Origin of the sequence: Marinobacter fonticola (assembly GCF_008122265.1) — a bacterium.
Taxonomy (GTDB): Bacteria; Pseudomonadota; Gammaproteobacteria; order Pseudomonadales; family Oleiphilaceae; genus Marinobacter_A; species Marinobacter_A fonticola.
In genome coordinates this window covers 2,936,859-2,961,012 of sequence record NZ_CP043042.1, presented here as the reverse complement: position 1 = coordinate 2,961,012, position 24,154 = coordinate 2,936,859, and the positions used below count along the sequence as shown (strand labels likewise).

Annotated in this window: 23 protein-coding genes and 2 pseudogenes; 18 read left to right on the top strand and 7 right to left on the bottom strand. The window is 49.4% G+C overall.

All coding sequences use genetic code 11. The features are described from left to right. Positions 1 to 98: 98 nt before the first annotated feature. The 7 genes from tsaA to pilB form a co-directional block, all read right to left on the bottom strand. Positions 99 to 839: a tRNA (N6-threonylcarbamoyladenosine(37)-N6)-methyltransferase TrmO gene (tsaA, locus tag FXO11_RS13165; RefSeq protein WP_148863398.1), complete on the bottom strand. Its 741-nt coding sequence runs from the start codon at positions 837 to 839 to the stop codon at positions 99 to 101. Further along, the gene (locus FXO11_RS13160; RefSeq protein ID WP_227545901.1) at positions 836 to 1,906 is read right to left on the bottom strand and encodes a hypothetical protein; all 1,071 of its coding nucleotides are present in this window, start codon (positions 1,904 to 1,906) and stop codon (positions 836 to 838) included. Before FXO11_RS13160 ends, tsaA begins: the two co-directional genes overlap by 4 nt. Next, complete coding sequence (locus FXO11_RS13155) at positions 1,881 to 2,333, bottom strand: HIT family protein (RefSeq protein ID WP_148863397.1); 453 nt, start codon at positions 2,331 to 2,333, stop codon at positions 1,881 to 1,883. The genes FXO11_RS13160 and FXO11_RS13155 overlap by 26 nt, the downstream gene beginning before the upstream one ends. Positions 2,334 to 2,410: 77 nt before the next feature. Further along, the gene (gene coaE / locus FXO11_RS13150; RefSeq protein WP_148863396.1) at positions 2,411 to 3,037 is read right to left on the bottom strand and encodes a dephospho-CoA kinase; all 627 of its coding nucleotides are present in this window, start codon (positions 3,035 to 3,037) and stop codon (positions 2,411 to 2,413) included. A gap of 47 nt (positions 3,038 to 3,084) precedes the next feature. Then, positions 3,085 to 3,960, bottom strand: coding sequence for a prepilin peptidase (locus tag FXO11_RS13145; RefSeq protein ID WP_148863395.1), 876 nt, complete (start codon positions 3,958 to 3,960; stop codon positions 3,085 to 3,087). Between the two features lie 87 nt (positions 3,961 to 4,047). Next, a complete protein-coding gene (locus FXO11_RS13140) occupies positions 4,048 to 5,268 on the bottom strand; it encodes a type II secretion system F family protein (RefSeq protein WP_148863394.1) in 1,221 nt (406 codons plus the stop codon). Between the two features lie 2 nt (positions 5,269 to 5,270). Further along, positions 5,271 to 6,986: a type IV-A pilus assembly ATPase PilB gene (pilB, locus tag FXO11_RS13135; RefSeq protein ID WP_148863393.1), complete on the bottom strand. Its 1,716-nt coding sequence runs from the start codon at positions 6,984 to 6,986 to the stop codon at positions 5,271 to 5,273. Between the two features lie 362 nt (positions 6,987 to 7,348). Between pilB and FXO11_RS13130 the strand changes: the two genes are divergently transcribed. The 18 genes and pseudogenes from FXO11_RS13130 (at position 7,349) to FXO11_RS13050 (ending at position 24,154) form a co-directional block, all read left to right on the top strand. Next, a complete protein-coding gene (locus tag FXO11_RS13130; RefSeq protein WP_148863392.1) occupies positions 7,349 to 7,795 on the top strand; it encodes a pilin in 447 nt (148 codons plus the stop codon). A gap of 280 nt (positions 7,796 to 8,075) precedes the next feature. Beyond that, on the top strand, positions 8,076 to 9,599 hold the full coding sequence (locus tag FXO11_RS13125) for an O-antigen ligase family protein (protein WP_148863391.1): 1,524 nt from the start codon (positions 8,076 to 8,078) through the stop codon (positions 9,597 to 9,599). A 384-nt stretch (positions 9,600 to 9,983) separates the two neighbouring features. After that, the gene (rfaH, locus tag FXO11_RS13120; protein WP_148863390.1) at positions 9,984 to 10,463 is read left to right on the top strand and encodes a transcription/translation regulatory transformer protein RfaH; all 480 of its coding nucleotides are present in this window, start codon (positions 9,984 to 9,986) and stop codon (positions 10,461 to 10,463) included. A 249-nt stretch (positions 10,464 to 10,712) separates the two neighbouring features. Continuing rightward, entirely contained in the window at positions 10,713 to 11,477 is a 765-nt protein-coding gene (locus FXO11_RS13115; protein ID WP_148863389.1) for a Wzz/FepE/Etk N-terminal domain-containing protein, read from the top strand. A 61-nt stretch (positions 11,478 to 11,538) separates the two neighbouring features. Beyond that, complete coding sequence (locus FXO11_RS13110) at positions 11,539 to 12,561, top strand: NAD-dependent epimerase/dehydratase family protein (protein ID WP_148863388.1); 1,023 nt, start codon at positions 11,539 to 11,541, stop codon at positions 12,559 to 12,561. Positions 12,562 to 12,563: 2 nt separating this feature from the next. After that, on the top strand, positions 12,564 to 13,628 hold the full coding sequence (rfbB, locus tag FXO11_RS13105; protein WP_148863387.1) for a dTDP-glucose 4,6-dehydratase: 1,065 nt from the start codon (positions 12,564 to 12,566) through the stop codon (positions 13,626 to 13,628). Positions 13,629 to 13,734: 106 nt separating this feature from the next. After that, positions 13,735 to 14,613: a glucose-1-phosphate thymidylyltransferase RfbA gene (gene rfbA / locus FXO11_RS13100; RefSeq protein ID WP_148863386.1), complete on the top strand. Its 879-nt coding sequence runs from the start codon at positions 13,735 to 13,737 to the stop codon at positions 14,611 to 14,613. Next, entirely contained in the window at positions 14,613 to 15,014 is a 402-nt protein-coding gene (locus FXO11_RS13095) for a sugar 3,4-ketoisomerase (protein ID WP_148863385.1), read from the top strand. The genes rfbA and FXO11_RS13095 overlap by 1 nt, the downstream gene beginning before the upstream one ends. Next, positions 15,011 to 15,208 (top strand): annotated as a pseudogene (locus FXO11_RS20665) (N-acetyltransferase); the annotation flags it as partial. The gene FXO11_RS13095 and the pseudogene FXO11_RS20665, both read left to right, overlap by 4 nt. A gap of 120 nt (positions 15,209 to 15,328) precedes the next feature. Then, positions 15,329 to 15,460: pseudogene (locus FXO11_RS20660) on the top strand (DapH/DapD/GlmU-related protein); the annotation flags it as partial. Between the two features lie 11 nt (positions 15,461 to 15,471). Next, positions 15,472 to 16,593: a DegT/DnrJ/EryC1/StrS family aminotransferase gene (locus FXO11_RS13085; protein ID WP_148863383.1), complete on the top strand. Its 1,122-nt coding sequence runs from the start codon at positions 15,472 to 15,474 to the stop codon at positions 16,591 to 16,593. A 3-nt stretch (positions 16,594 to 16,596) separates the two neighbouring features. Further along, positions 16,597 to 17,874, top strand: coding sequence for an O-antigen translocase (locus FXO11_RS13080; RefSeq protein ID WP_148863382.1), 1,278 nt, complete (start codon positions 16,597 to 16,599; stop codon positions 17,872 to 17,874). Beyond that, positions 17,867 to 18,766, top strand: a complete 900-nt coding sequence (locus FXO11_RS13075; protein ID WP_148863381.1) for a glycosyltransferase — start codon at positions 17,867 to 17,869, stop codon at positions 18,764 to 18,766. Before FXO11_RS13080 ends, FXO11_RS13075 begins: the two co-directional genes overlap by 8 nt. A gap of 130 nt (positions 18,767 to 18,896) precedes the next feature. After that, positions 18,897 to 20,117, top strand: coding sequence for a hypothetical protein (locus FXO11_RS13070; protein WP_148863380.1), 1,221 nt, complete (start codon positions 18,897 to 18,899; stop codon positions 20,115 to 20,117). A 5-nt stretch (positions 20,118 to 20,122) separates the two neighbouring features. Further along, positions 20,123 to 21,205, top strand: coding sequence for a glycosyltransferase (locus FXO11_RS13065; RefSeq protein ID WP_148863379.1), 1,083 nt, complete (start codon positions 20,123 to 20,125; stop codon positions 21,203 to 21,205). Between the two features lie 295 nt (positions 21,206 to 21,500). Beyond that, positions 21,501 to 22,649 carry a glycosyltransferase family 4 protein gene (locus FXO11_RS13060; protein WP_202980226.1) on the top strand — a complete coding sequence of 383 codons (1,149 nt, stop codon included), beginning with the start codon at positions 21,501 to 21,503 and terminating at the stop codon, positions 22,647 to 22,649. After that, positions 22,642 to 23,601, top strand: coding sequence for a UDP-glucose 4-epimerase family protein (locus tag FXO11_RS13055; protein WP_148863378.1), 960 nt, complete (start codon positions 22,642 to 22,644; stop codon positions 23,599 to 23,601). The genes FXO11_RS13060 and FXO11_RS13055 overlap by 8 nt, the downstream gene beginning before the upstream one ends. Position 23,602: 1 nt before the next feature. Then, the gene (locus tag FXO11_RS13050) at positions 23,603 to 24,154 is read left to right on the top strand and encodes a sugar transferase (RefSeq protein WP_148863377.1); all 552 of its coding nucleotides are present in this window, start codon (positions 23,603 to 23,605) and stop codon (positions 24,152 to 24,154) included.

Sequence of the window (24,154 nt, the reverse complement as noted above, 5' to 3'; positions counted from 1 at the left end):
CCTTCCAGAATTCTAACGGGCGAGTCTGGAGGTTCCCTATTTGCGACTCCGGCATATGCCTACTATCCGACGCCTTCAATAGGCTGCCAGAATGGCTCTCAGTCTAGCAGACTTACTGTCAAAACGGTCACTTGGTCATCGTCGAATCGGAAGCGAACATTGTGATCATATAGGTGAGCACCGTAGATTCGCTCTTCGATCCGTCCTCGCCGGAAAGAGGGTCTGGGGTCGTAGGCGACCACATCTTCGATCAAGGCCTGAAAATCCGGATAACGCGTCTGATCCAAGATCTCCAGCTGCTCTACGGCCTCCGAAGCGAAGACGACGGGCAGCCGCTCCGTTGGCGCAGTGGATGCCCACTCGAGATGCGCTTCGGACACAGCGTCGGCAAACGGTAGATAGGGCTTGATGTCGAGTATGGGCGTGCCATCAATCAGATCGTGTTCACGAACGCGTAGCACCAGGTGGCCGTCCCGACGGCTCAAGCCTTCGTTGCGGACCACGGAAAGCCCAAGGCTGTTCGGTCGGAAGGGCGACCGGCTGGCAAAAACACCGATCTTCTTGTTGCCCCCTAAACGTGGTGGCCGGATCGTCGGGCGCCAATCGGCGCGAACCGCTTCATGAAACTGAAAGGTCAGCCAGATGTGCGAGCAGGCCTCCAGCCCGCGAAAAGCGTCTTCCCGGTTGAACGGCGGCTGGATGATCAGATCGGCCCATGCATGGCGGGTCATCCCCGGTTGGCGGGGCACGCCGAACTTGTCCCGGAAGCACGAACGGGCGATAGCAACGGGCGTTAGGGTTAGCGCGTCCTCTGACGGGCGAGAGCGATGTCTGCTCATCGAATGCTCCGGGCGAAGAACATTTCGATCCGTAACGTCAGGGACGTGGTTTCCTTGAAATTGTTATCGCGATAAAAGTTCACGGCGGGGATAACCTCGCCGAATAGCCAAGTATCGTAAATGCGGTAACGGTAAGTCAGGTCGGCTAGGTATTCGGTACTGCGCCAGTTGGGATTGCTCTCACCGATGATGCCGAGCCGGGGATTCAATTCCGCGCGGTTATTGAGTCGTTTATAAAGACTCCAGACCTCGGAGAACTCGAAATTACGGTCCTCGTGAACCCAGCGCAGTTCCGATGCTGCCAAAAACTGCCACTCGTCGAACGGCCGCGAAAAGCCGACCCAGGTACTTTCACCCCAACCATCCACATGGAAGTAGTAGAAGCGTTGATCGAGATCCAACTGCCAGTTGTTCTGAAGTTCGAACCGGGCGCGAGAGCGGGCGCGCCAGAAGGCATCCGGCGGAAATCTGAGGCGCGCGCCAACATCGTTGCTCAGGTTCAAAGTCTCGGTGATTTGCGTGATGTAGCGTAAGGCGCCCGTAGCCTCGCTTTCGGAGCGCTCATTGTCTGTGAGCTGGCGGTCGCGGTCGCGCTCCGACAAAGATTTGGTTTCCTCGCTTTCACTCTCGACGACGAGCCTTAATTTTTCCTCGAGCGTGGGCAAATCCAGACGGAAACGCGCTTCCGGCTCGAGCTGGGCAAGGTCGCCGGTTTCCGACCGGGTGGCAAAGCCCAAACGCAGGTAGCTCTCGTTGTCGGGTAGCGCCTGCGCGTCGCCGGATAGCGTGCGGTCAGCCCAGGCACCCATGCGCTGAACTTGGTCCGAGCGGTAATGGCGTTGCTTGATCACCCAATCAGAGGTATCGATCCACCAGGAGTCCCGGGCCGGATAGTGAGTTTCCTCGGGGGAGAACGTAAAAAATGACGGCCCAAGATCCTCCACACCCGGCGGGGAGACAAACTTGTGGTCCTGATCGTCTGTTGCGGCCCAGAGCATGTTGGGGACGATAGCGAGGGCGAAGAGACCGTAACGAAGGTGTCTAATTTGCTGAGTAATCCAGAGCATTGCGAAGCGCTTCAGCCTGTTCTTCTAATGTGTGTTGGCGGGCTCTGGGACCGAATAGGCCGGTCACATGGAGCAGTAGGCGGCCTGCGGATTTCAGGCTGTCACCCTTTTCCCGGGGGATGACATGGATGTGCATGTGCGCGAGCGTCTGGTTTGCGGCCTTACCATCGTTGAGCAGCACATTGGTGCCGTCCACGCCCCAGCCTATGGTCCGTTGGGCTTTCAAGATGCGCTGAGCGACCGCAAAAAGATGGTTTGCAGTCGTGTCGGGCAACTCGGTGATCTGCACCACGTGGATTTTCGGAATCACGAGAACGTGGCCGCGCCCCAAGGGATGGATGTCCAGGAACGCGCAGCAATGCTCATCCTCAAGTACCCGGGCGGCCGGCGCCTTACCCTGGCTAATCTGACAGAAAACGCAGTCCATCTGTGTTGTTTCGCCTTTAAGCTCTTTTTATGCAACTGAATAGTATCTCAGTTTCTTAGGTTAGGAAGCACAAGGTGTTATTCAGAGGCTCCTAGTTCACTCAGCTTCCGATGGACCTCTTGGACCTGCTCGACGATACTCTCGATTGGCGCGCTGTTGTCGATCACCATATCGGCGCTTTGCAAACGCTTTTCGCGGTCTATTTGCGCCGCAATAATGCGTTCGACCTGAGCCCGATCGTTATCGTCCCGTGCCATGGTCCTTTCAATCTGGGTTTCGACCGGCACATCGATAACGATTACACGCTCCACCAGCTGGTGCTGGTCGGTTTCAAGCAGCAAGGGCGACACCAGCAGAACGTAACCCGCGGAATAGCCGGACGGCGGTGGAGTTGAAGGCGTGAGCCACAGCTGGCGCATCAGCTCCTCGCGGATAACAGGGTGGAGCAGTTTCTCCAGCCACTCGCGTTCAGCCGGCGCGTCAAATACGACCTTGCGTAAGGCCGCCCGGTCGAGCGCACCTGCCGACGTTAGAATATCCGCGCCAAAATGCCCGGCGATCTCTGCCAGGGCCGGCGTGCCGGGCTCAACGACTTCCCGGGCCACCGTATCTGCATCGACGGTATGCACGCCTTGTTGTTCAAAAAGGCGGGCGACGGTGGACTTGCCGCTGCCGATTCCCCCGGTTAGGCCGATGACTCTCAAAAAGACTTACTCCGTCAGAAAGGATTTAACCATTACACCGCGCGCGCTCAGACCCGAAGGTACCCGAACCAAAGCGCCTGGATTTCAGGACCAAACCATAACGCCAAAAGTCCGGCGATGGCGAGATAAGGACCGAAAGGAATCGGCACTTCACGCCCATGCCCCTTGAACGCGATCAGGCTCAAACCAATAACCGCACCCACCACCGAGGATAGAAGAATCACCGCAGGCAGCATCTGCCATCCCAGCCAGGCGCCTAGAGCCCCCAGTAACTTGAAATCCCCATGACCCATGCCTTCCTTGCCGGTCACCAGCTTGAACAGCCAGTAGACGGACCACAGCGATAAATACCCAAACACCGCGCCCCAAAAAGCGCTGGCAAAGTCGGTCAACATGCCAAAGTAGTTCAGGATCAAACCTAGCCAGAGCAGGGGAAGGGTGATGCTATCGGGCAAGAGCTGGGTATCGAAATCAATAACCGTCAGCGCGATCAGCGCCCAAACCAGCAGCAGAGCCCAAAGGGCTTCTGGCGTCGCGCCCAATAAATAAACCGTGAACACCGAAAGGATCGCTGTACTTGCCTCGATGATCGGGTAGCGCGCCGAAATAGGCGTTTTGCACGCACTGCACTTACCGCGTAGGAATAAGTAGCTGACGACAGGAATATTCTCCCACGGCTTGATCTCATGATTGCATTTGGGGCACGTGGAGTTAGGGGACGAGAGAGTAATTTTTTGCGACGGCTTGCGTTGTTTATCCGGGAGTTCGAGGAACTCCTCGCACTGGCAGCGCCAATCCTGCTCCATCATTCTGGGGAGGCGGAGGATGACGACGTTTAGGAAGCTGCCTATGCAGAGGGAGAAAAGAATAGTTGCAGGATAAAAGAGCCAAGGTATGTTCAGAAAGGCTTCAAACTGGGACATGCGGCCTCGAACGGGGCTTAGTAATTGGAATTAGATCGATAAAAAAGGCTTGAAGCGTTAACTCCAAGCCTTTCGTTAACAAGAGGGTTAGCCTACAACTTGCCCCATCTGGAAGATCGGTAGATACATGGCGATGATCAAGCCGCCGACAAGGACACCTAGCACCGACATAATCATCGGCTCCATAAGAGCCGTGAGGTTATCGACCATATCATCGACAACACCCTCGTAGTGGTCCGCCACTTTTGACAGCATTTCGTCCAAGTTGCCCGACTCCTCACCAATGGCAGTCAACTGTATGGCCATAACGGGAAAGGCATCGGTTTGTTTCATGGCCGCTTGGAGTTGTGTTCCGGATGAGACCTCGTCTTTTATTTTACGCACTGCATCACGGTAAACGGCGTTACCTGTCGCGCCTGAGACTGAGTCGAGAGCATCAACAAGGGGCACACCAGCAGCGAATGTTGTTGAAAGAACGCGACCAAACTTGGCCACAGCTCCCTTATCAATAATTTCGCCCATCACCGGAATCTTTAGCACTAGGCGATCAATGGCGTCAGAGAACTTCTGCGACCGTCGATTGGCCTCTTTGAAAAGAAAGATACCACCGACAATACTCAGTAGAACCACAAACCACCACGCCTGCATCCACTCCGAGAGATTGACAACCATCTGTGTAAAGACGGGAAGATCGGCACCAAAACCTTGGAACAAGCTTTCGAACTGTGGTACGACTTTCACCAGAAGGATAGCTGTTACGATAATTGCGACCACCACAACAGCGATCGGGTAGGTCATGGCTTTCTTGATCTTTTTCTTCAGGCCCTCAGTTTTCTCCAGGTACACCGCAATCCGCTCAAGCATCTGCTCAAGCGCACCAGCGCGTTCGCCGGAGTCAACCAAGTTGCAATAGAGGTCATCAAAGTGGCGCGGATGGCGTTTGAGTGCGCCAGCAAAGCTGGTGCCCGCCGCGATATCGTTTCGAATGGTGACCACCAGCTCCTGAAGACCCTTATGATCAAGCCCATCGGCAACAATATCGAAGCTTTGCACAAGAGGGACGCCTGCCTTCATCATGGTCGCCAATTGCCGCGTCAGCATCGCAATGTCGAAAGGCGTGATTTTTTTGGTCCCACCGAACAGCGGCTTTGGCTTTTTCTTGACCTTGCTGGGCATGATGCCCTGCTTTCGCAGTTGGGCTTTCACCAGCGCAAGGTTAGTGCCTGAAACCTCGCCTTTGGTTTTGTTACCTTTGCGGTCCTTGCCTTCCCATAAGAAGGTAGACAGCTTTTGCGCATTTTCTGCCATGTTTAATCCTTCGTCACGCGGTTCGCTTCTTCGAGACTGGTCACGCCCTCAATGACCTTTTTAAGGGCTGACTGCCTCAAGTTTGCAAAGCCTTCCGCCTGAGCCTGTTTTGCTATCTGGATAGAGCTGGCTTCTTCCATAATCATGTTGGCCAGCTCGTCCGTAATCTTCACCACCTCGTAAATACCGACGCGGCCTTTATATCCCCCATTGCATTTATCACAGCCCTTGGGGCGGTACAAAGTAAAGCCTGTTTCAATTTGTTGCTCTGTGAAGCCTTCCTTTAAAAGGACATCGCTTGGGGCGTCTAAAGACTCCTTACAGCTGCAAAGCCGACGGGCCAAACGCTGGGCAATGATTAGACTCACCGAGGTCGCGATATTGAAGGCAGGCACCCCCATGTTCATCATTCGAGTCAAGGTTTCCGGGGCGCTGTTCGTGTGGAGCGTCGAAAGCACCAGGTGACCGGTTTGGGCCGCTTTGATCGCAATGTTCGCGGTTTCAAGGTCCCGGATCTCGCCGACCATGATGACGTCAGGATCCTGGCGCAGGAATGCGCGCAATGCTTCGGCGAAGCCAAGGCCCACCCGGGTGTTAACGTTGACCTGGTTGATGCCCTCAAGATTGATTTCCGCTGGGTCCTCAGCGGTGGAGATGTTGCGTTCTTGGGTATTGAGGATATTCAGCCCGGTATAAAGAGAAACTGTTTTACCTGAACCGGTGGGGCCAGTCACAAGGATCATCCCTTGCGGCTGTTCCAGCGCGGTCAGGTACATCTCCTTCTGCTCTTCCTCATAGCCAAGCGCATCGATACCCAGTTTGGCTTGGCTGGGGTCCAGAATCCGAAGCACGATTTTCTCGCCCCAGAGTGTCGGCAACGTATTGACCCGAAAATCAATAGCCTTCGTTTTGGATAGCTTCATCTTGATCCGCCCATCCTGAGGGACGCGGCGCTCAGAAATATCCAATTGAGCCATGATCTTGACCCGGGCGGAGATCTTGGGCGCAAGTTTTATCGAAGGCTTGGACATCTCCTTCAGAATACCGTCGGTACGATAACGGACCCGGTAGACCTTTTCATAAGGTTCAAAATGGACATCCGAGGCGCCGCCGCGAATCGCGTCCAGAAGAATCTTGTTAACGTACTTGACGATAGGCGCGTCATCGATGTCGGCCGCCGCGCTTTCACCTTGATCTTCATCGGCGCCCTCGACATCCACTTCCATGTCACCAAGCTCCGAATCGGCAAGGTCACCCATGGATGATTCGCTGGATTCGAGATAGCCGTCGATAAGTTCGCGCAGCCTTGCGTCGTCGACGAGGACCGCGTCGGTACTCAGGCCGGTATTGAACTTGATCTCATCCAGGGCCTGGATGTTGGTGGGGTCAGAAACAGCGATATAAAGGCGCTTACCCCTTTTGTACAAAGGCAGTGCGTTATGCTTGCGAATGAGTTTTTCATCAACAATCTTCTCCGGAAGCATATCCGGGGCAAATGAGGACAGGTCTAGTACGGAAACTCCGAACTCCATGGCAGCTGAAAAAGCCAATCCACGGCTTTCGGCCAGGTTGTTCTGTACCAGATAAGTGATGAGGGGGATTTTGTTGTTTGAAGCCTGAAGAAAGGCATCCCTTGCAGCAGCTTCATCCAGCAGTCCGTCTTCCACGAAGCGACGGGCAAGTCCTGTCAGTGTCACATTCTGATTGTTGAGCGCCATAAGAGGAGTAGTCGGTAGGTTACCAGGAGTTTAAGAATCAGAAGTTTAGTTGGGCTGGGATCAATTTGAAAGGCGCGTCTGTGGTGGAATTGTTTCAAAAGATAACAGAGCCTAAGGTGACAAATTTTGTCAATTTTGAGCTTGTTGCGACACGTTTGGCTTAATGTTTAAGGTTTTCTTTCTCTCATTATAAAGTCTCAATATATTGAATTTAAATGATAAATTTTTCTTTTTTGTATTCTGGCATAGCGCATGCTGAACAATCATCAGACTCGTCACGGTTACGGTAAATGTCCAGCCGGAAGCCGGGTCGCTTGAGAATTTTAACGAATAATAGAGGCTTGCTCATGAGAAACGTTCAAATGAAACGTGCCCAAAAAGGTTTTACTCTGATTGAATTGATGATCGTCGTTGCGATCATTGGTATTTTGGCTGCCATCGCTATTCCTCAGTATCAGGATTACACCGCAAAGTCCCAGGTTGCTGCGGGGCTGGCGGAGATTTCTCCAGCCAAGACAGCCTATGAGCTGGCGATAAATGACGGAAGCACTCTCGCAGCTAACGCTCTTAGCGATCTGGGTATTAAATCTACAGACCGGTGTACTGTAACATCTGCGGCGTATACTCCAGGCACGACGACACTTCCGATTAACGGTGCGCTTGTGTGTGACTTGAACGGTAACCCGAATGTTGCAGGGGCTGACATCAACCTCAACCGTCTCGCTGATGGAAGCTGGGCTTGCGTTATCACAGGTGCTCCAGCAAGCTGGAAAGATTCTTATACGCCAACTGGTTGTACCAAGAGTTAATTGAGTTAAAGGTCGACATACATTGCTTGACCCTCGAAAAGCCCCGACGGTTTCTGTCATCGGGGCTTTTCATTTTCACGTCTCCGCCAAGTTAAAGTAAGTATTCAACAGAGGTGGTAATCTCCGATCTTTTTTGACAGGTGATTTTGTTTACTGCATTTCTGGTGTTATTGCGACTTAGAGTTGGTAAGGGACCTATTTTGTGCGCTTGCCCGAACAGATGGAGTTCGAGTTGGGTCTACTTGTCGAGTTCAATTAGATACTGCTGCTGAAGTGTTTTATGGCTTTTCTTAAACCGTTATTCAGGGCCATCGAGCTGCTTTTAATGAAATGCTTGTGCAGCACCATTGTGTTATTTTTGCTTATAGTACTATTCATTGATTTCCTTCCAATATCTTTTGGGGGATACGCAGCTCAACGGTTTTTGTTGCTAAGCATCTCCGGCTCAGTTGTTTTAGTAGTAGGATTTGGGTGGTTAAATCCTGCTAGAGAGGCATCCCAGTCACAAGTGTTATGGCAGGCGCTTCCTGGCATTTTTCTTGCTGTTCTCTTTTTTCTTCTTTCTTTTCCTTACCGATTCCGGCCGTTTAATTGGATTGAGCCGGGGATGTATGCTTTCTATTTTCTTTTTATCATTTTAGTGGGTGGTCGTCTGGCTCAATTGAATCGTGCTGAACGTTTAGTAGGTGCGTTCATTTTCCTTGTCGCGGGTGCATGTTTTTTCTACGGCGCAATGACCATCAATGTGTATCTATTTGCTATCAGCGGTAGCGTAGCGAACCTTGTTAACTATATCCCCTGGGGCTTCGTAAACATTCGTTATTGGAGCCATGTCGCCACCTGGCTGCTACCCCTTTTGCCCCTAGCCGTTTTCATTGGCCCGTATAAAGACAATCGACTGTGGAAAACAGGCGTAGCGTTAGCCGCCGCGCTTTGGTGGTGGATCGTTCTGATGTCGTCAGCTCGAGGGACCATGTTAGGGGTGGGGTTCGGGACTCTTCTAGTCCTTCTGTTGATCGGTCGACCTTCCTTTCCGTGGCTCAAGGTATCGGCGAAATACTTGCTTTTCGGCGTGTGCGCATGGCTTTTATTATCGGTATTGATCCCCTCCATTCTGCTAGATGAAGTTCAAATAAGAAGCATTAAAACTGGCGGCTCTGGCCGATGGCCGCTATTCCTCGAAGCGTTTCAGATGAGCATTCAGAATTTTCCCTTCGGCATGGGACCGCAATCCTGGCTAACCCATGAAATTATTACCGAGGCATACCGAAACTCACCGAAGTTTGGGCATCCTCACAATATGTATCTCATGTGGGCAGCCGAATACGGTTGGTTGTTGATCGCGGGGTTGCTTGTATTGGTTGGCCAAGCCGCTAAAAATTTTTGGGTAAAACGTACGTTGATTAGGTCCGGGCAGGCGCCAGAGCTGGCGCTCATCTTGGCAGCTTTTACTGCATCGGTTTCTGCAGCACTTTTTCATGCGGGTGTTTCAGCCGTATTTATGGCACCTGGCTCCATGTTAATTGGATTGCTCGTTCTGACACTGTTTTGGGCGTTGGTCCAGCCGCCTGTTGCGCTAGTACCACCATTAACGGTACGTCAGAGGCGAGGTAGGACAAAGATAGCTCTACTGGTGACGGCTGTGGTCGCCGTACTTTGCGTCGTGTGGCTTAGGGAGGTTTGGCACTATTATCGCGCGATGGAGCAGGACGTTGAGTTCTATCACGAGCATGCCTCCGAGGGGACGCTCCCCAGATTCTGGTTCCATGGGAACTACCCTAGGCATCCGAGCCAGATGCCGTAACGATGCTTGTCGGAGCATCTCCAAGATAAGGTCTACATCATTCTCAGGCATGAGTCTTTAGTCAGATGATGGATAAAAGCGGGAGCAAAACATAGGCGTCACAAAGCGAGGATGCCTCTGAACAGCCCACTCGGTGCACTGCGCCTTAAGAAGTGTAGGGCATGATAGGCTTGTCTGTCAGGACAGCAGATGACGTTGAGCACAGTCCGCCGCGAGCAATGGGCTGCTTTAACGGACCTATGTCATCCTACTAGCTTTGCAGCAGGCAGACCTCTGTTAAATTGCATGTCCACTACGCGGACTAGGCGCCGCCGAATGTTCTGGGATGCCCAGGCTGCATCAACGATGATCGACACATACGGCTGACGGAAAGGAGGCATGGCCATGACTTGGTACGTTCTACAGCACAAACCGAATCAGGGAGATCGAGCTGTGGAGCATCTGCAAAACCAGGATGTGGCGTGCTTCTACCCCAAGATTGAAGTAGAGAAGATTAAAAACGGTAAACGGGCAAAGAAGCTCGAGCCGCTTTTCCCTGGGTATATCTTCTTTAAGATGGACCCCAGCGATCCATCATGGGCAAAGCTTCGTTCCACACGAGGGGTGCTGCGAGTGGTTGCTTTCAGTAACAAGCCCTCTCCTATAGAGGACAGCGTCATAACGCAGATTAAGCGTGGCATGCAGGCCATCGCGGAGCAGGGCGGCATCAAGCCGGGCCAGCCGGTCAATATCGAAGACGGTCCCTTTAAAGGCCTCAATGCCATTTTCCAGACATACGATGGCGAGACCCGAGCCATTGTTTTGATTGAATTTATGCAGAGTCAACAAAGGGTGCGCGTGCCCGTATCTGCTATAAAGCGATAATGGGTGGTTGAACTGAGGTAATTCCCTACAGATTCGTCACTCATTGAAACTGCAAAAACTCCGCAAAATACCGTAGAATTCGCCTCCTTTCGTGACGTATACGAATCACCGGCAGGTTATACCCAAAAGCTGCGCTAACAGTTGTTAATAGGCTGTGAATGCATGGCTCGTCGCCTTAACGCACTGAAATGGGTAGGTGGGGCGGTAGCGTGCCGGACTCTTCAAACAGGTTGTAGCAGGTTTTTTCAGATGAACAATGCTTACGAGCAGCAACAAATGCGAGATGACGAGATAAGTTTGGTGGATTTGGCCGCGGTGTTCGTCCGCCGCCGGTATGTTTTTTATATCGTATTTGTTGTCGTGACTTTAGCGGGCTTAGCATACGCACTTTTCACATCCGACAAGTACGAATATGCGAGCCTTTTGGAAGTGGCCGAGCAAGGCGACGGGCGCCCCATAGAGCAGCCAGCTGCAGTGATTGCCACTATTGAGAATCGCTGGCTGCAAGAAGTGAGTACTCGCTTCCGAGCGGAGCATGAGAAAAAACTACCTTTCGAGGTAAACGCAAGCAATCCGGAACAAACCCGCCTCATCCGCCTCAGCTCCGAGTCGGATAAGGAAAATGCCGAGGTTGTTAAGGATATACACACAACCTTGATCGACAGGGTGAAGCAGCATCAGGGCAATTTGATTAGCTCGGAAGAAAAGAGCCTTCAGCGACAAATTGAATCTCTGGAGAAGGTTATCGAAGCCCTAGAAGGGCAGCAGTTCGCCGGAGAAGCTTTGGCGAGAGCCATTGAGAAACGTGTAAGCCTGGAGCGCCAGTTGGAACAGCTTAAGCCAGTGGAAGTGCTTGTGGTGAGTCGCGAGAGTGCGGAGAAGACAGGGCCAAGACGAGCGCTGATCGTCGTGCTAGCGGGTTTGCTGGGTGGCATGGTAGGTGTTTTTGGAGCATTTCTCTTTGAATTTATTATTCGCGTGAGAGCACAGCTAAGTGCGAATGCCAGCGCCTAAGCTCCTATGATTTTGCGTGGATAAGTAACTGAATGACCCAGGTGATGAGGTGAGCAGCCCTATGAAGAGATACGACGCCTTAGCGCAAGAATTGTTGGTCAATCCACGAGTTTGGCTTGTCACTGGTGCAGCTGGCTTTATAGGCTCTAACTTAGTCGAGCACCTTCTCGGTCTGGGCCAGGCTGTGGTCGGGCTAGATAACTTTGCCACTGGCCATCGGCATAATCTGGAAGAGGTAAAGACTTTGGTCTCAGGAGAGCAATGGTCCCGTTTCACGTTTATCGAAGGGGACATTCGCAACCTGGAGGACTGTCGTCACGCGTGTCAGGATGTCGACCACGTACTGCATCAGGCGGCGCTCGGCTCGGTGCCTCGCAGCATTAACGATCCGATTACGACGGATGGCACCAATATCGGTGGCTTTCTGAATATGCTCGTTGCTGCCCGAGATGCTGCAGTAGAGAGTTTCACCTACGCCGCCAGTAGCTCAACTTACGGCGACCATCCCGCCTTGCCCAAAGTTGAAGCAAATATTGGAAAACCACTATCACCCTATGCGGTCACCAAGTACGTCAATGAATTGTATGCTGATGTTTTCGCAAAAACCTACGGGTTCAACACTGTAGGCCTGCGCTACTTCAACGTATTTGGTAAACGCCAGGACCCAGACGGCGCCTATGCTGCCGTTATCCCTAAATGGACCGCCGCAATGCTGCAGGACGAGGATGTGGTGGTAAATGGAGACGGCGAGACCAGTCGGGATTTCTGTTTCGTGGAGAACGCCGTTCAAGCCAACCTGCTAGCTGCCACCGCCGATAAGAATGCAAAGAACGAAGTCTACAACGTTGCTGTAGGGGATCGTACGACGTTAAACGAGTTGTTTGGGGCGCTTCAGAGCGCGTTGGCGGAGAATGGCAAGCAATATATCAAATCGCCCGTTTACCAAGATTTCCGCGCAGGCGACGTACGCCACTCACAAGCAGATATCGGCAAGGCGGTCAGCAAACTTGGCTACTCCCCGGAATATCGGATTGCTGCAGGGATTACTAAAGCCATGCCTTGGTACATTGAGGACGTAAACTAACCATGAAATTTTTGATTACAGGTGGGGCCGGATTTATCGGTTCTGCCGTCATCCGTCATATTATTCACAACACCGCTGATGACGTTGTAAACGTTGACAAGCTTACGTACGCAGGCAACCTTGAGAGCCTTGCTGAAGTTAGCGGTAACAAGCGTTACTGTTTCGAGCAGGTTGATATTTGCGATCGCTCGGAACTTGAACGTGTGCTGAGACAGCACCAACCGGACGCGATTATGCATTTGGCTGCCGAAAGCCATGTGGATCGCTCCATTGACGGCCCGGCTGCATTCATCGAAACGAACATTGTAGGCACCTATACGTTACTGGAAGCTGCGCGAAGATACTGGGGTGGCCTCGATGAAATCCGGAAAGCACGTTTCCGCTTCCATCATGTCAGTACCGATGAGGTCTACGGAGACCTTGAAGGGACGACTGAACTTTTCACTGAGACTACATCTTACGCACCCAGCAGCCCTTATAGCGCCAGTAAAGCGAGCTCCGATCACTTGGTGCGTTCTTGGTATAGGACCTATGGACTTCCGGTATTGGTTACCAACTGTTCGAACAACTATGGTCCTTATCATTTCCCTGAGAAACTTATTCCGTTGATGATTCTTAACGCCCTGGAGGGCAAGCCTTTGCCCGTGTATGGCAAGGGCGAGCAAGTTCGCGATTGGCTCTATGTTGAAGACCACGCCCATGCACTATACAAAGTGGCCACCGAAGGCGAGGTCGGTGAGACATACAACATCGGCGGCCGCAATGAAAAGCGGAACATCGACGTAGTGGGAACGATTTGCACGTTGCTGGAAGAGTTTGTGCCGAACAAGCCGGTAGGCGTCGATGCTTATTCGGACTTAGTCACCTACGTAACAGATCGCCCGGGTCATGATCTGCGTTATGCCATCGATGCCCGCAAGATTCAGAGAGAGCTTGGCTGGGTTCCCGCAGAAACGTTTGAATCAGGCATCCGTAAAACCATCCAGTGGTATCTCGACAACCTCGACTGGTGCCGGCGAGCGCAAGACGGTAGCTACCAGCGAGAGCGGCTGGGGGTTGCTGGCTGAGATGCTCGCTTCAGCTACAACTACAACGTCACTCGGCTCCTAGTAGAACGCTTCAGCTGCGTTTTTCTCGTAAGTTCGTAGATCGCATGCAAACTAAAGGAAACCCATGAAAGGCATCGTCCTTGCTGGCGGCTCTGGAACCCGCCTATACCCGATAACTCTCGGCACCTCCAAGCAGTTGCTGCCGGTATACGACAAGCCCATGATTTACTATCCGTTATCTGTGCTTATGTTGGCGGGTATTCGTGACATTCTCATTATCACCACTCCAGAAGATCAGGCGGGCTTTAAGCGAGCACTGGGTACCGGTGAGCAGTTCGGTATCAATCTTACCTATGCTATACAAGCCAGCCCAGATGGCTTAGCTCAGGCGTTTATCATTGGTGAGGACTTTATCGGTGACGACAACGTATGCCTGGTGTTGGGTGATAATATTTTCTACGGTCAGGGCTTTACGCCTAAGCTGCGAGAAGCTGCGAAACGAGCGGAAAACGGCCAAGGTGCGACTATATTCGGGTATCAGGTCAAAGATCCAGAGCGTTTCGGCGTGGTGGCGTTTGATGAGCAGCAAAAAGCGGTTTCCATCGAGGAGAAGCCCTTAAAGCCTAAATCGCATCATGCAGTGACCGGGTTGTATTTCTATGACAATCAGGTAACAGAGATTGCTAAAGCTGTGCGGCCTTCCCAGCGGGGAGAATTAGAAATTACCGACGTAAACAGAGCCTATCTCGAACGGGGTGACCTTCACGTTGAACTTTTAGGTCGAGGCTTCGCGTGGCTGGATACCGGTACCCACGAAAGCTTGTTAGAGGCTGCTCAGTTTGTAGAGACGATCGAAAAGCGGCAAGGTAATAAAATCGCATGTTTGGAAGAGGTTGCCTATAACAATGGATGGCTGACAAAGGCAGCCTTGAAGCGCAATGGGCAGTCGCTGAGTAAAAACGGCTACGGTCAATATTTATTGGACATTGCGGGAGAGCACTAATGTCGTTGATCAATCTGCTTGAGTTTCCAATGTTGGGTGACGATCGTGGCTCGTTAGTTGCGCTCGAATCTGGAAGAGCCGTCCCTTTTGATATCAAGCGCGTCTACTACATTTTCGGAACGATGGAAGGGGTTAGTAGGGGCTTTCACGCTCACAAAGAGCTTCAACAGGTCGCTGTATGCGTGTCAGGGCAATGTCGCATGTTGCTAGATAACGGTACAGAGAAAGCTGAACTTTGGCTGGATGCACCAACTAAGGGGGTAGCGATTGAGCCCATGGTTTGGCACGAAATGCATGATTTCAGTTCCGATTGCGTCCTGCTCGTAGTTGCCAGTGAGCACTATGACGAAAGCGATTATATACGGAATTATGAGGATTTCATCGAGCAGGTGAGCTCATGAGTACTATTCACCATTTGGCTGATGTATCGTCATGCGAAATTGGTGATGAAACTCGTATATGGCAGTTTGTGGTCATTCTTGAAGGAGCCAAAATTGGTAGGAATTGTAATATTTGCGCACACTGCTTAATCGAAGGGAATGTAGTCATTGGAGATAATGTAACTGTTAAATCCGGCGTTCAGTTATGGGATGGAACTCGCATTGAGAGTAATGTTTTTATAGGCCCAAATGCAACTTTCACGAATGACCCATATCCTCATTCCAAAAACTACCCGAGCGAGTTTTCAGGTATTACCATTAAAGATGGGGCGAGTATTGGCGCCAATGCAACATTATTGCCCGGAATAAGTATTGGAACAGGCGCGATGGTGGGCGCGGGAGCTGTGGTAACGAAAGACGTTCCCCCATATGCGCTTGTCGTCGGTAATCCAGCTAGAATTACTAGGTACTTTGAAGAATGATTCCTTTTCTAGATCTTAAGGCAATCAATAGCCAGTATCGTGAGGAGCTGATTGAAGCTGCAACTCGTGTCATCGATTCTGGGTGGTACATACAGGGCAATGAAGTTAAGAGCTTCGAGCAAGCGTTTGCCGCCTACTGCGGAACCGAGCACTGTATTGGCGTCGCAAATGGCCTAGATGCGCTAGCGCTTACTTTGCGAGCTTGGAAAGAGCTAGGAAAATTGCAAGACGGCGACGAAGTCATTGTCCCCGCGAATACTTACATTGCCACTATCTTGGCCATTACCGAGAACAATCTCAAGCCAATATTAGTGGAGCCAGATGAAGAGACGTTCAATTTGTGTCCCCAAAAAACGGCTGCAGCTATCACCGCAAACACTCGTGCGATTGTCGCCGTTCATTTGTATGGTCGGCTTGCGCCTATGGTGGACATCATGGTGTTGGCAAAGCAGCATGACCTCTTGGTTCTGGAGGATGCAGCTCAGGCCCATGGCGCATCGGTAGACGGTCACAGGGCGGGGAGTTGGGGGCATGCAGCTGGGTTTAGCTTCTATCCTGGTAAGAACCTAGGTGCACTAGGGGACGCAGGTGCGGTGACAACCAATAATGAAGAGCTTGCCCAAACCATACGTGCGTTGGGCAATTACGGAAGCGAGCAAAAATATCAGAATCAGTACCAGGGGGTGAACAGCCGTCTGGACGAGCTGCAGGCGGCCTTGTTGAAGGTGAAGCTGCATTGTCTTGATTCAGAAACTCAGCGTCGCCGGGAAATCGCGTCTGCTTATGCGAACGGTATCAATAACCCCGCCATTCGAAGTCCTATCGCCAGTGATACAAAGGCGAATTGCTTGGAGAATCATGCTTTTCATCTTTATGTAGTTCGTACAGCTTCGCGCACTGCGTTACAGGAGCATCTGCAGGGGCTGGGCGTGCAAGCTATGATTCACTACCCGATACCCCCCCATCAGCAAGAAGCTTACGAATCTTGGAGCGCCCAAAGCTACCCTGTCACAGAAATAATACATCAAGAAGTATTGAGTCTACCTATCAGCCCGACAATGTGTGACGAGCAGGTTAATAAAGTTATCGAAGCCTGCAATTCATTTCCGGCTTATTAAACAATGACTCTGGTTAAAACAAGCCTGCTAAACGGAATAGCTGTAATTGTTAGAATGCTGACATTGCTGGGCATAAATAAAATTCTAGCTATTTACGTCGGCCCTACAGGCTATGCCGCGCTTGGGCAATTCCAGAATGCCGTGCAGATGATCACTACCTTCGCAAGCGGTGCCATCAATACGGGCGTAACAAAGTATACCGCCGAGCACTATCAGGACAAAAGTAGACAGCATAAAGTTTGGCGTACAGCGGGAACCATAGCGCTTAGCGGATCCCTTTTTACCGCTACGTTGGTCATTGTTTTCAATCGCCAACTGGCGGGCTGGTTCCTAAGAGATGAGTCGTTGGGCAGCGTGTTTATTTGGTTCGCACTCACGCTTGTCTTGTTTGTGTTCAACACGCTGCTCCTAGCAATACTAAACGGCAAGAAAGAGATTCAGCGCTATGTTGTCGCCAACATTGCTGGCAGCTTTTTTGCATTGGTGGTAACTACTTTTTTATCGGTTCAACTCGGTCTGTACGGGGCTCTGGTGTCACTGGCTGTCTATCAGTCCCTTACTTTTTTTGTAACTCTCATGCTCACTTACAACGCGAGCTGGTTTCGCATTAGCTATCTATTTGGTGGTGTAGACCGGGAAACTGCCAAGAATCTGGCGAGGTACGCCATGATGGCACTTACTAGTGCGGCCTGTGTGCCTCTTAGTCACATTTTAATCCGAGACCACCTGGGAGAAAGTTTTGGGTGGGAAGCAGCCGGTTACTGGGAGGCTATGTGGCGGCTTAGCTCTGCCTACCTGACTTTGGTGACCACCACTTTAAGCGTTTATTTCCTGCCGAAGTTATCCGAGTTAAAAGATCGATCGGCAATTAAAAGGGAAATTATTCAAGGATATAGAATAATCCTACCCGTTGCTGCTGGGTGTGGATTAATAATCTATTTTCTAAGGGATACTATTATCCATGTTTTGTTTAGTAGCGATTTTCTACCTATGGAAACACTTTTCGCGTGGCAAATGGCTGGCGACACATTGAAAATCGGCGCTTGGATATTGGCCTATCTGATGCTTGGTAAAGCGATGGTTAAGCTGTTTATTTCTTCCGAAATTGTATTTGCTGCTATGTTTTATGGACTAACTGTAGAATTTACTAGGTTGTTTGGCTTGGAAGGCGTGGCTATGGCACACTTCGCAAACTATTTTTTGTACTGGGGGATAATGGCGTTTTTTATAACTAGATCGTTAAAAAACAAGTCGGTACAGAAAGGTATTTGCGATGCCTGAAGTAGATCCTCTCGTTTCAATAATCATCCCTTGTTATAATCATGAAAGCTATGTTCAGGATTGTGTCTATAGCGTAATAAATCAGGACTATAAACACATAGAGCTTATCATTATAGATGACGGGTCTAAAGATAAGACTGCTGACAAGATCCGAGAGCTAATTTCCGAATGTGATAATAGATTCACTCGGTTTGAGTTTAGATCAAGGCCAAATAAGGGGCTTTGCGCAACCCTAAACGAAGCCATTGATTGGTGCGAAGGAGAGTATTTTTCTGCGATAGCATCCGACGACAAGATGTTGCCTAAAAAGACGACAATTCAGGTGGCCTACTTGGCAAGGAACCCGCAATGTGATGGCGTCTTTGGTGCGACGAATGTAATTAATAATTTCGGAGATGTAGTTCGCAGGCAAAGGCCTAAGGTTGGAGAAGTCAAATTTAAGCAAATTTTTTTGCAGCTACGATCTGTCTCCACGCCAACTCAAATGATTCGTTTGTCCTCAGTAAAAGATGTCGGCGGTTATCCCCCCGGCGCTTATATCGAAGACTGGTACATGTGGTTGAGGCTGCTAAGTAATGGTAGTAGATTGGATGTTATTGGTGAAACTCTCGTAGAGTATAGGAAGCACGGGGGAGGGTTAAGCGCAAATATCGAAAGAATGCATGTCGCTCGTAACGAGATATTAAGTGGTTATAGGTCGAATGAGTGCTTTAAAGCAGCAAAGGCTGCGGCGAATTTGTCTTACGCCATTGATTTGCAGCCATATAGAAAAGCCGAAAGCCTTCGGGTTGCCTTGAGTTCGATAAAGCTTTTCCCTGCGCAGTTACTAACTCGTCGTTTCCGTAGATATGTAGTTAAAATTTTTGTTCCTTATAATATTTTAAGAAGATAGTTCATTGGCTAACATAATACGAACAAAGATCTTGTCGCTGCCTTTGTTTAGTTTCTTGTATTAAGTATTAATCCTAATTTTTATAAATATTATATGGGGTAAGTTCTATGTCTTTAAAGGGTAGCGTTTAGTGGGTCTGGTTTTTTCTCAAGTGCCTTTAGGAGGTATTAAGTCCTGTTTTTCAATATCACTTCTTTTTTTAGTGGCGTTTGATCCGCAAGTTCCTTTCTTGCCAAATGGTGTTGGTTTTACTTTTTTAGTAGCTATTTTCCTTTTGTTGCCGCTAGCGATTAAACTTCAGGCTTCTGACCATGTTGTCAGAACGATTTTCAAGCAAAGTCTACCCTTGTTAGTGGTATTCTTGGTTGCTTTCGCTTTTATAATATTTAGAACTATTTTAAGTTATGGTGGCAATTTAGAGTTTGTCTTGTCTTGGTTTAAAGCTTTTTTTGTGTTCTTGGCTTGCCTGTTTGTTTTCTTGATTTTCTATGCTGATAGAGGTTTAAAGTTTTATATTTATTCGCTTTTTTTTGTATATGCTTTAAATGTAGTGGTGAACTTTGTTTCGGGGACTTTTCCGGATTATTTTACGTTTCTAGAATATTTTAGAGGTGAGGTGATAAGTGATAGTCTGGGCAATAATCCTTATCGTGACTCCTTTGTATCTGGCTCGGGTTATTATAGTATTGGGACGGCTTATGGCTTGATCGTGTTGTTGTTTTCTTATTATTTAGTTAAGTTTAGATCGAATAATGTCCTGCTCTTGGTTCTCCTGTCTTTTTGCTCTGTTGCAGGATTTATTGCGGCTAGGACCTCTTTCTTTGCTTTGGCTCCCGCTTTTTTTTACATTCTTAAATCTAGGTTTATCTATTTTGTGCTTCTTTCGGTGGTCGGAGCAGTTATCCTCTATTTAGTAATTGAGTTGCCTGCACTTCAGTCATATAAAGCGTGGATGCTTAGCTTTTTCTACTTTTTCGATGATGCTTCCGGCGCTTATTTGGTTAATCAGATGTATTTCTGGCCAGGCGATTATGCTTTCCTAATAGGGAGGGGCTCCGTAAATGACGGAACGTTTATTTATACAGATGCTGGCTATATGCAGGACGTTTTATTCGGTGGCGTGCTTTTCTTGGCTATAAAGCTAAGCTTGCTGCTTGTTTTTGTGTTAACTTTTTTTAAAAAAAGTCCTTTTTTTGTTACGCTGGTGGTCTTTGCGGTTTTGGTTTTTCATTTTAAAGGCTTGTTTTTGTATAATAATGCGCAAGGTATGGCAGCCTATTATTTTACTTTTTTCTTCCTGTGTCGATATTTTACTAGATCTTACGTTTTTCACCCGACGGAAGATGGTTAAAGCGCATGAAAATTTTACAGGTTATCACTGGCCTTGGCATGGGTGGGGCAGAGAATGTTGTTGTTAATTTGTCAGACTCCCTTGCGCAAGATGGACACCAAGTGAAAATTGCTTATTTGACAGGGAATGCTGTCGTTTTGCCAAAGAATGCTGATGTGGAAGTTGTTTTTATTGGTCTAATGTCTGGAAGAGATTTTTTACGATGCTATTTTAAGCTACGTAGGTTGATAGTTGATTTTCGTCCCGATGTAGTTCATTCCCATATGGTTCATGCGAATATTATTAGTCGTTTATTGAGGTTAACGATAAAAATTCCGCGTCTCATTACTACTGCTCATAGTAGTTATGAGGGTGGGCGAATGCGTATGATTGCTTATCGTGTTACGGATTTTTTGACTGATGTTTCTACCAATGTCAGTGCTAGTGCAGTGAAATCGTTTGTTGATAAAAAGGCCGTGCCAGAGAGTAGAATGGTTTTAGTATCAAATGGTATAGATGTCGATAAGTTCAAATTTAGTTATAAATCCAGGGCAAAGATTCGCAGTGAAGAAAAGGTTGATGGGTGTAAGGTTTTACTGGCTGTTGGACGTCTTGATAGGCCAAAAGATTACCCTACACTTTTGCGTGCGATAGCTAGACTAAAACGTAAATTAGAGAACTTTAAACTACTAATTGTCGGAGACGGTCCGCTTTTAGAAGATCTAGAGAAGCTCGCAGATACCCTAAATGTGAAGGATAAGATAAAATTTCTTGGTCTTCGCAGTGATGTTAATGAAGTTATGGCAGCTACAGATGTATTTGTTCTGTCTTCCGCATGGGAGGGCTTCGGCTTAGTGGTTGCCGAGGCTATGGCGTGTGGACGATACGTTGTAGCTACGGATTGTGGGGGCGTTTCGGAAATTGTTGATGAGTATGGGGCTCTAGTAAAACCAGGTGATGATGTAGCTTTAAGTAATGCTATAGAAAAGGCGTGTAAAGTTGATGAACAAGACTATGCTAAAAATAGCTGTCTTGCTAGGGCTCATATAGTTAATAGGTTCTCGCTTCATTCAAATGTTGAAAAATATTATGAGATATATTTAGGCTAATTTGAGTGGGTCCTCTTGGATTTGGGTTCTACACGCTTAGCCAGCAATACACAGCTTGCTGCAAGTCGAGAGAGAGATTAGAAAGTGTTTATAGTGGATCCCAAAATTTTGAGGTTGCCTAAGCTCTGAAAGTTAATCTCCACAACAATAAGAATCAATAGTGAAAAATGTAAGCTGAATACCAGACACGGGATGCGGTGTACTACCAACAACCCTCGACCCAGGCCTAAGTAGTATCATCAAGCTAGCCCAACTAGTCGGGTCCGCCTCAGTTTGTCGAGTCGCTTGGGATTTCATGCTTTGCTTGAGTAAAATGTTTGTGAAGAAACTCCTTTTTGTAGTAAATGCTCCCGAATTTTTTCTATCCCACCGTCTACCGATCGCTTTGGCTGCTAGACAGGCGGGCTACGAGGTCCACGTGGCAACCGCCGCTGGCGGTGGTGTCAGGAATATTTTAGAGCTTGGATTTGACCACCACGTAATTCCGCTTGCTCGAAGTGGTCAAAATCCATTCCGTGAGATTCGCTCAATTTTTGCGATTTATCAGCTTTTTTCAGAATTGAAGCCCGACTTGGTGCATCTGATTACGATTAAGCCCTTGCTCTATGGTGGTATTGCGGCAAAACTCGCCGGTGTTAGGGCAACCGTGGCTGCGGTTTCGGGATTGGGTACAGTGTTTATGGACGTCGGGGCGGCAAGAGTAAGGCGATGGCTGGTCTCATTGCTTTATCGATTGGCTCTCAGCCAAAATCGTCTCTCGGTTATTTTTCAGAACCCAGATGATCGAAACGCATTACTTAAACTGGGAGCGTTGCGCCAAGCTGAGGTGCGAATGATAAGAGGCTCTGGTGTGGATTTGGGTGGATATTCCCTTTTGCCGGAGCCAGAGGGTACGCCTGTGGTGGCGATGGCTTCAAGGTTGTTGCGGGATAAAGGCGTTTTCGAGTTTGTGGAAGCAGCACGATTGCTTGAGGAACGTGGGGTTCTAGTGCGAATGCGGCTTATCGGTTCTGTTGATTCAGGCAATCCGTCAAGTGTGACCGAGGAGCAAGTTACGTCGTGGCGAAAAGAGGGCGTTGTCGAGCTTCCCGGATATCGGAGCGATATAGCTGCTGAGTACGCGGCTTCACATATTGTTTGCCTACCTTCCTACAGGGAGGGTCTACCCAAGGGGTTGGTTGAGGCTGCAGCGTGCGGTCGCGCTGTAGTTACCACTGATGTTCCCGGTTGCCGCGATGCCATCGAGCCGGAGGTTACGGGCGTACTGGTGCCGGTAAAGAACTCCGTTGCCTTGGCGGATGCGATTCAAATTTTGGTTAATTGCCGTGAGCGGCGTATCCAGATGGGTAGGGCTGGTCGAGAGTTGGCCGAGAGAGAATTTGCCATCGAAAAAATAGTAGACCAGCATCTGAATATTTATCGCGAGTTGCTGTCCAATGTTTGAAAAGCCTAACGCTCTTGTAACCGGTGCGAACGGATTCGTTGGTCGTTTTCTCCTGAATAGACTTCGTACGAGTGATAACTTTAATGCTTCAGGTTCAGTTCGTGCCGCCAACAAAAGTACAACCAATAATTTGACGGCGATTGGTGCCATTCATGGTAAAACCGACTGGTCGTCAGCTTTGAATGGCAAACAGTTAGTCGTTCACACAGCCGCCCGTGCACACATTATGCAAGATAATGCGGTTGACCCTCTCAGCGAGTTCCGCAAAATTAATGTAGATGGCACTGAGAGTCTTGCCCGGCAATCAGCGGCTGCTGGGGTCCGACGGTTTGTTTTTATCAGTTCCATTAAAGTGAACGGCGAACAGACGAATCCTGGCAAACCGTTTACAGCGAGTGATCTCGTGGCTACTGATGATCCATACGGTATTTCCAAGCTGGAAGCCGAGCAAAAGCTCTGGGCTATAGGTAGAGAAACTGGCATGGAGATTGTCGTCATCCGCCCAACCTTGGTGTATGGCCCGGGGGTAAAGGGTAACTTCGCCAGCCTTATAAGGCTGGTTCAGAAAGGGTTGCCGTTACCTTTTGGAGCTATTAGCAACAAACGATCCCTGGTTGGCTTGGATAACCTGGTAGATTTGATTATTGCCTGTCTGGATCATCCAGCTGCTGCGAATCAGGTATTTCTGGTAAGTGATGGCAGGGACCTGTCTACTACAGAGCTTCTGCGAACCTTGGCTGAAGCCGATGGAAAGAGAGCACGGCTCATTCCTGTGCCTGAGGGGCTGCTTGAATTCAGTGCTGCTCTTTTAGGTAAGAGGGCAATGGCTCGGCGACTGCTTGGTTCGCTGCAAGTGGATATATCGAAAAATCGTGAACTGCTCGGCTGGACTCCCCCCTTCTCTGTAGAAGAAGGGCTAAAACGTTGTTTTACTGGCTATCAGGATAAATAACTTGATTCGTTGTCTGGATTTACTGTTTGCTCTATTCGGATTGGTTGTTGGTCTCCCCATGCTGATCCTTCTTTATGTATTAGGGCTGTGTGACACAGGCTCCCCTCTGTTCAGGCAGAAGCGAGTGGGGCGGTATAAGCAATCTTTTACTCTAGTAAAGTTCCGTACCATGAAGGTCGATACTGCATCGGTAGCAAGTCATCTTGCCAGCGGTTCTTCTATCACGAAATTCGGTCGTTTTCTTCGGCGAACCAAACTGGACGAGTTGCCCCAGCTCTGGAATGTGTTGAAAGGCGACATGAGCCTGGTCGGTCCTCGCCCCTGTCTTTTTAGCCAGGAAGAGTTGATTGCCGAGCGAGACGCTCGGGGGGTCTACGGTATAAGACCGGGGATCACCGGCTTGGCGCAAGTTAACAACATTGACATGTCGACTCCGCGCTTGCTGGCGGAAACCGATGCTAAGCTGTTAGCTGAGCTGAGTATCAAATACTACTTTCGATATATTTATATGACCTTGCTAGGCAAGGGCTCGGGAGACCGTGTAAAGGGCTAA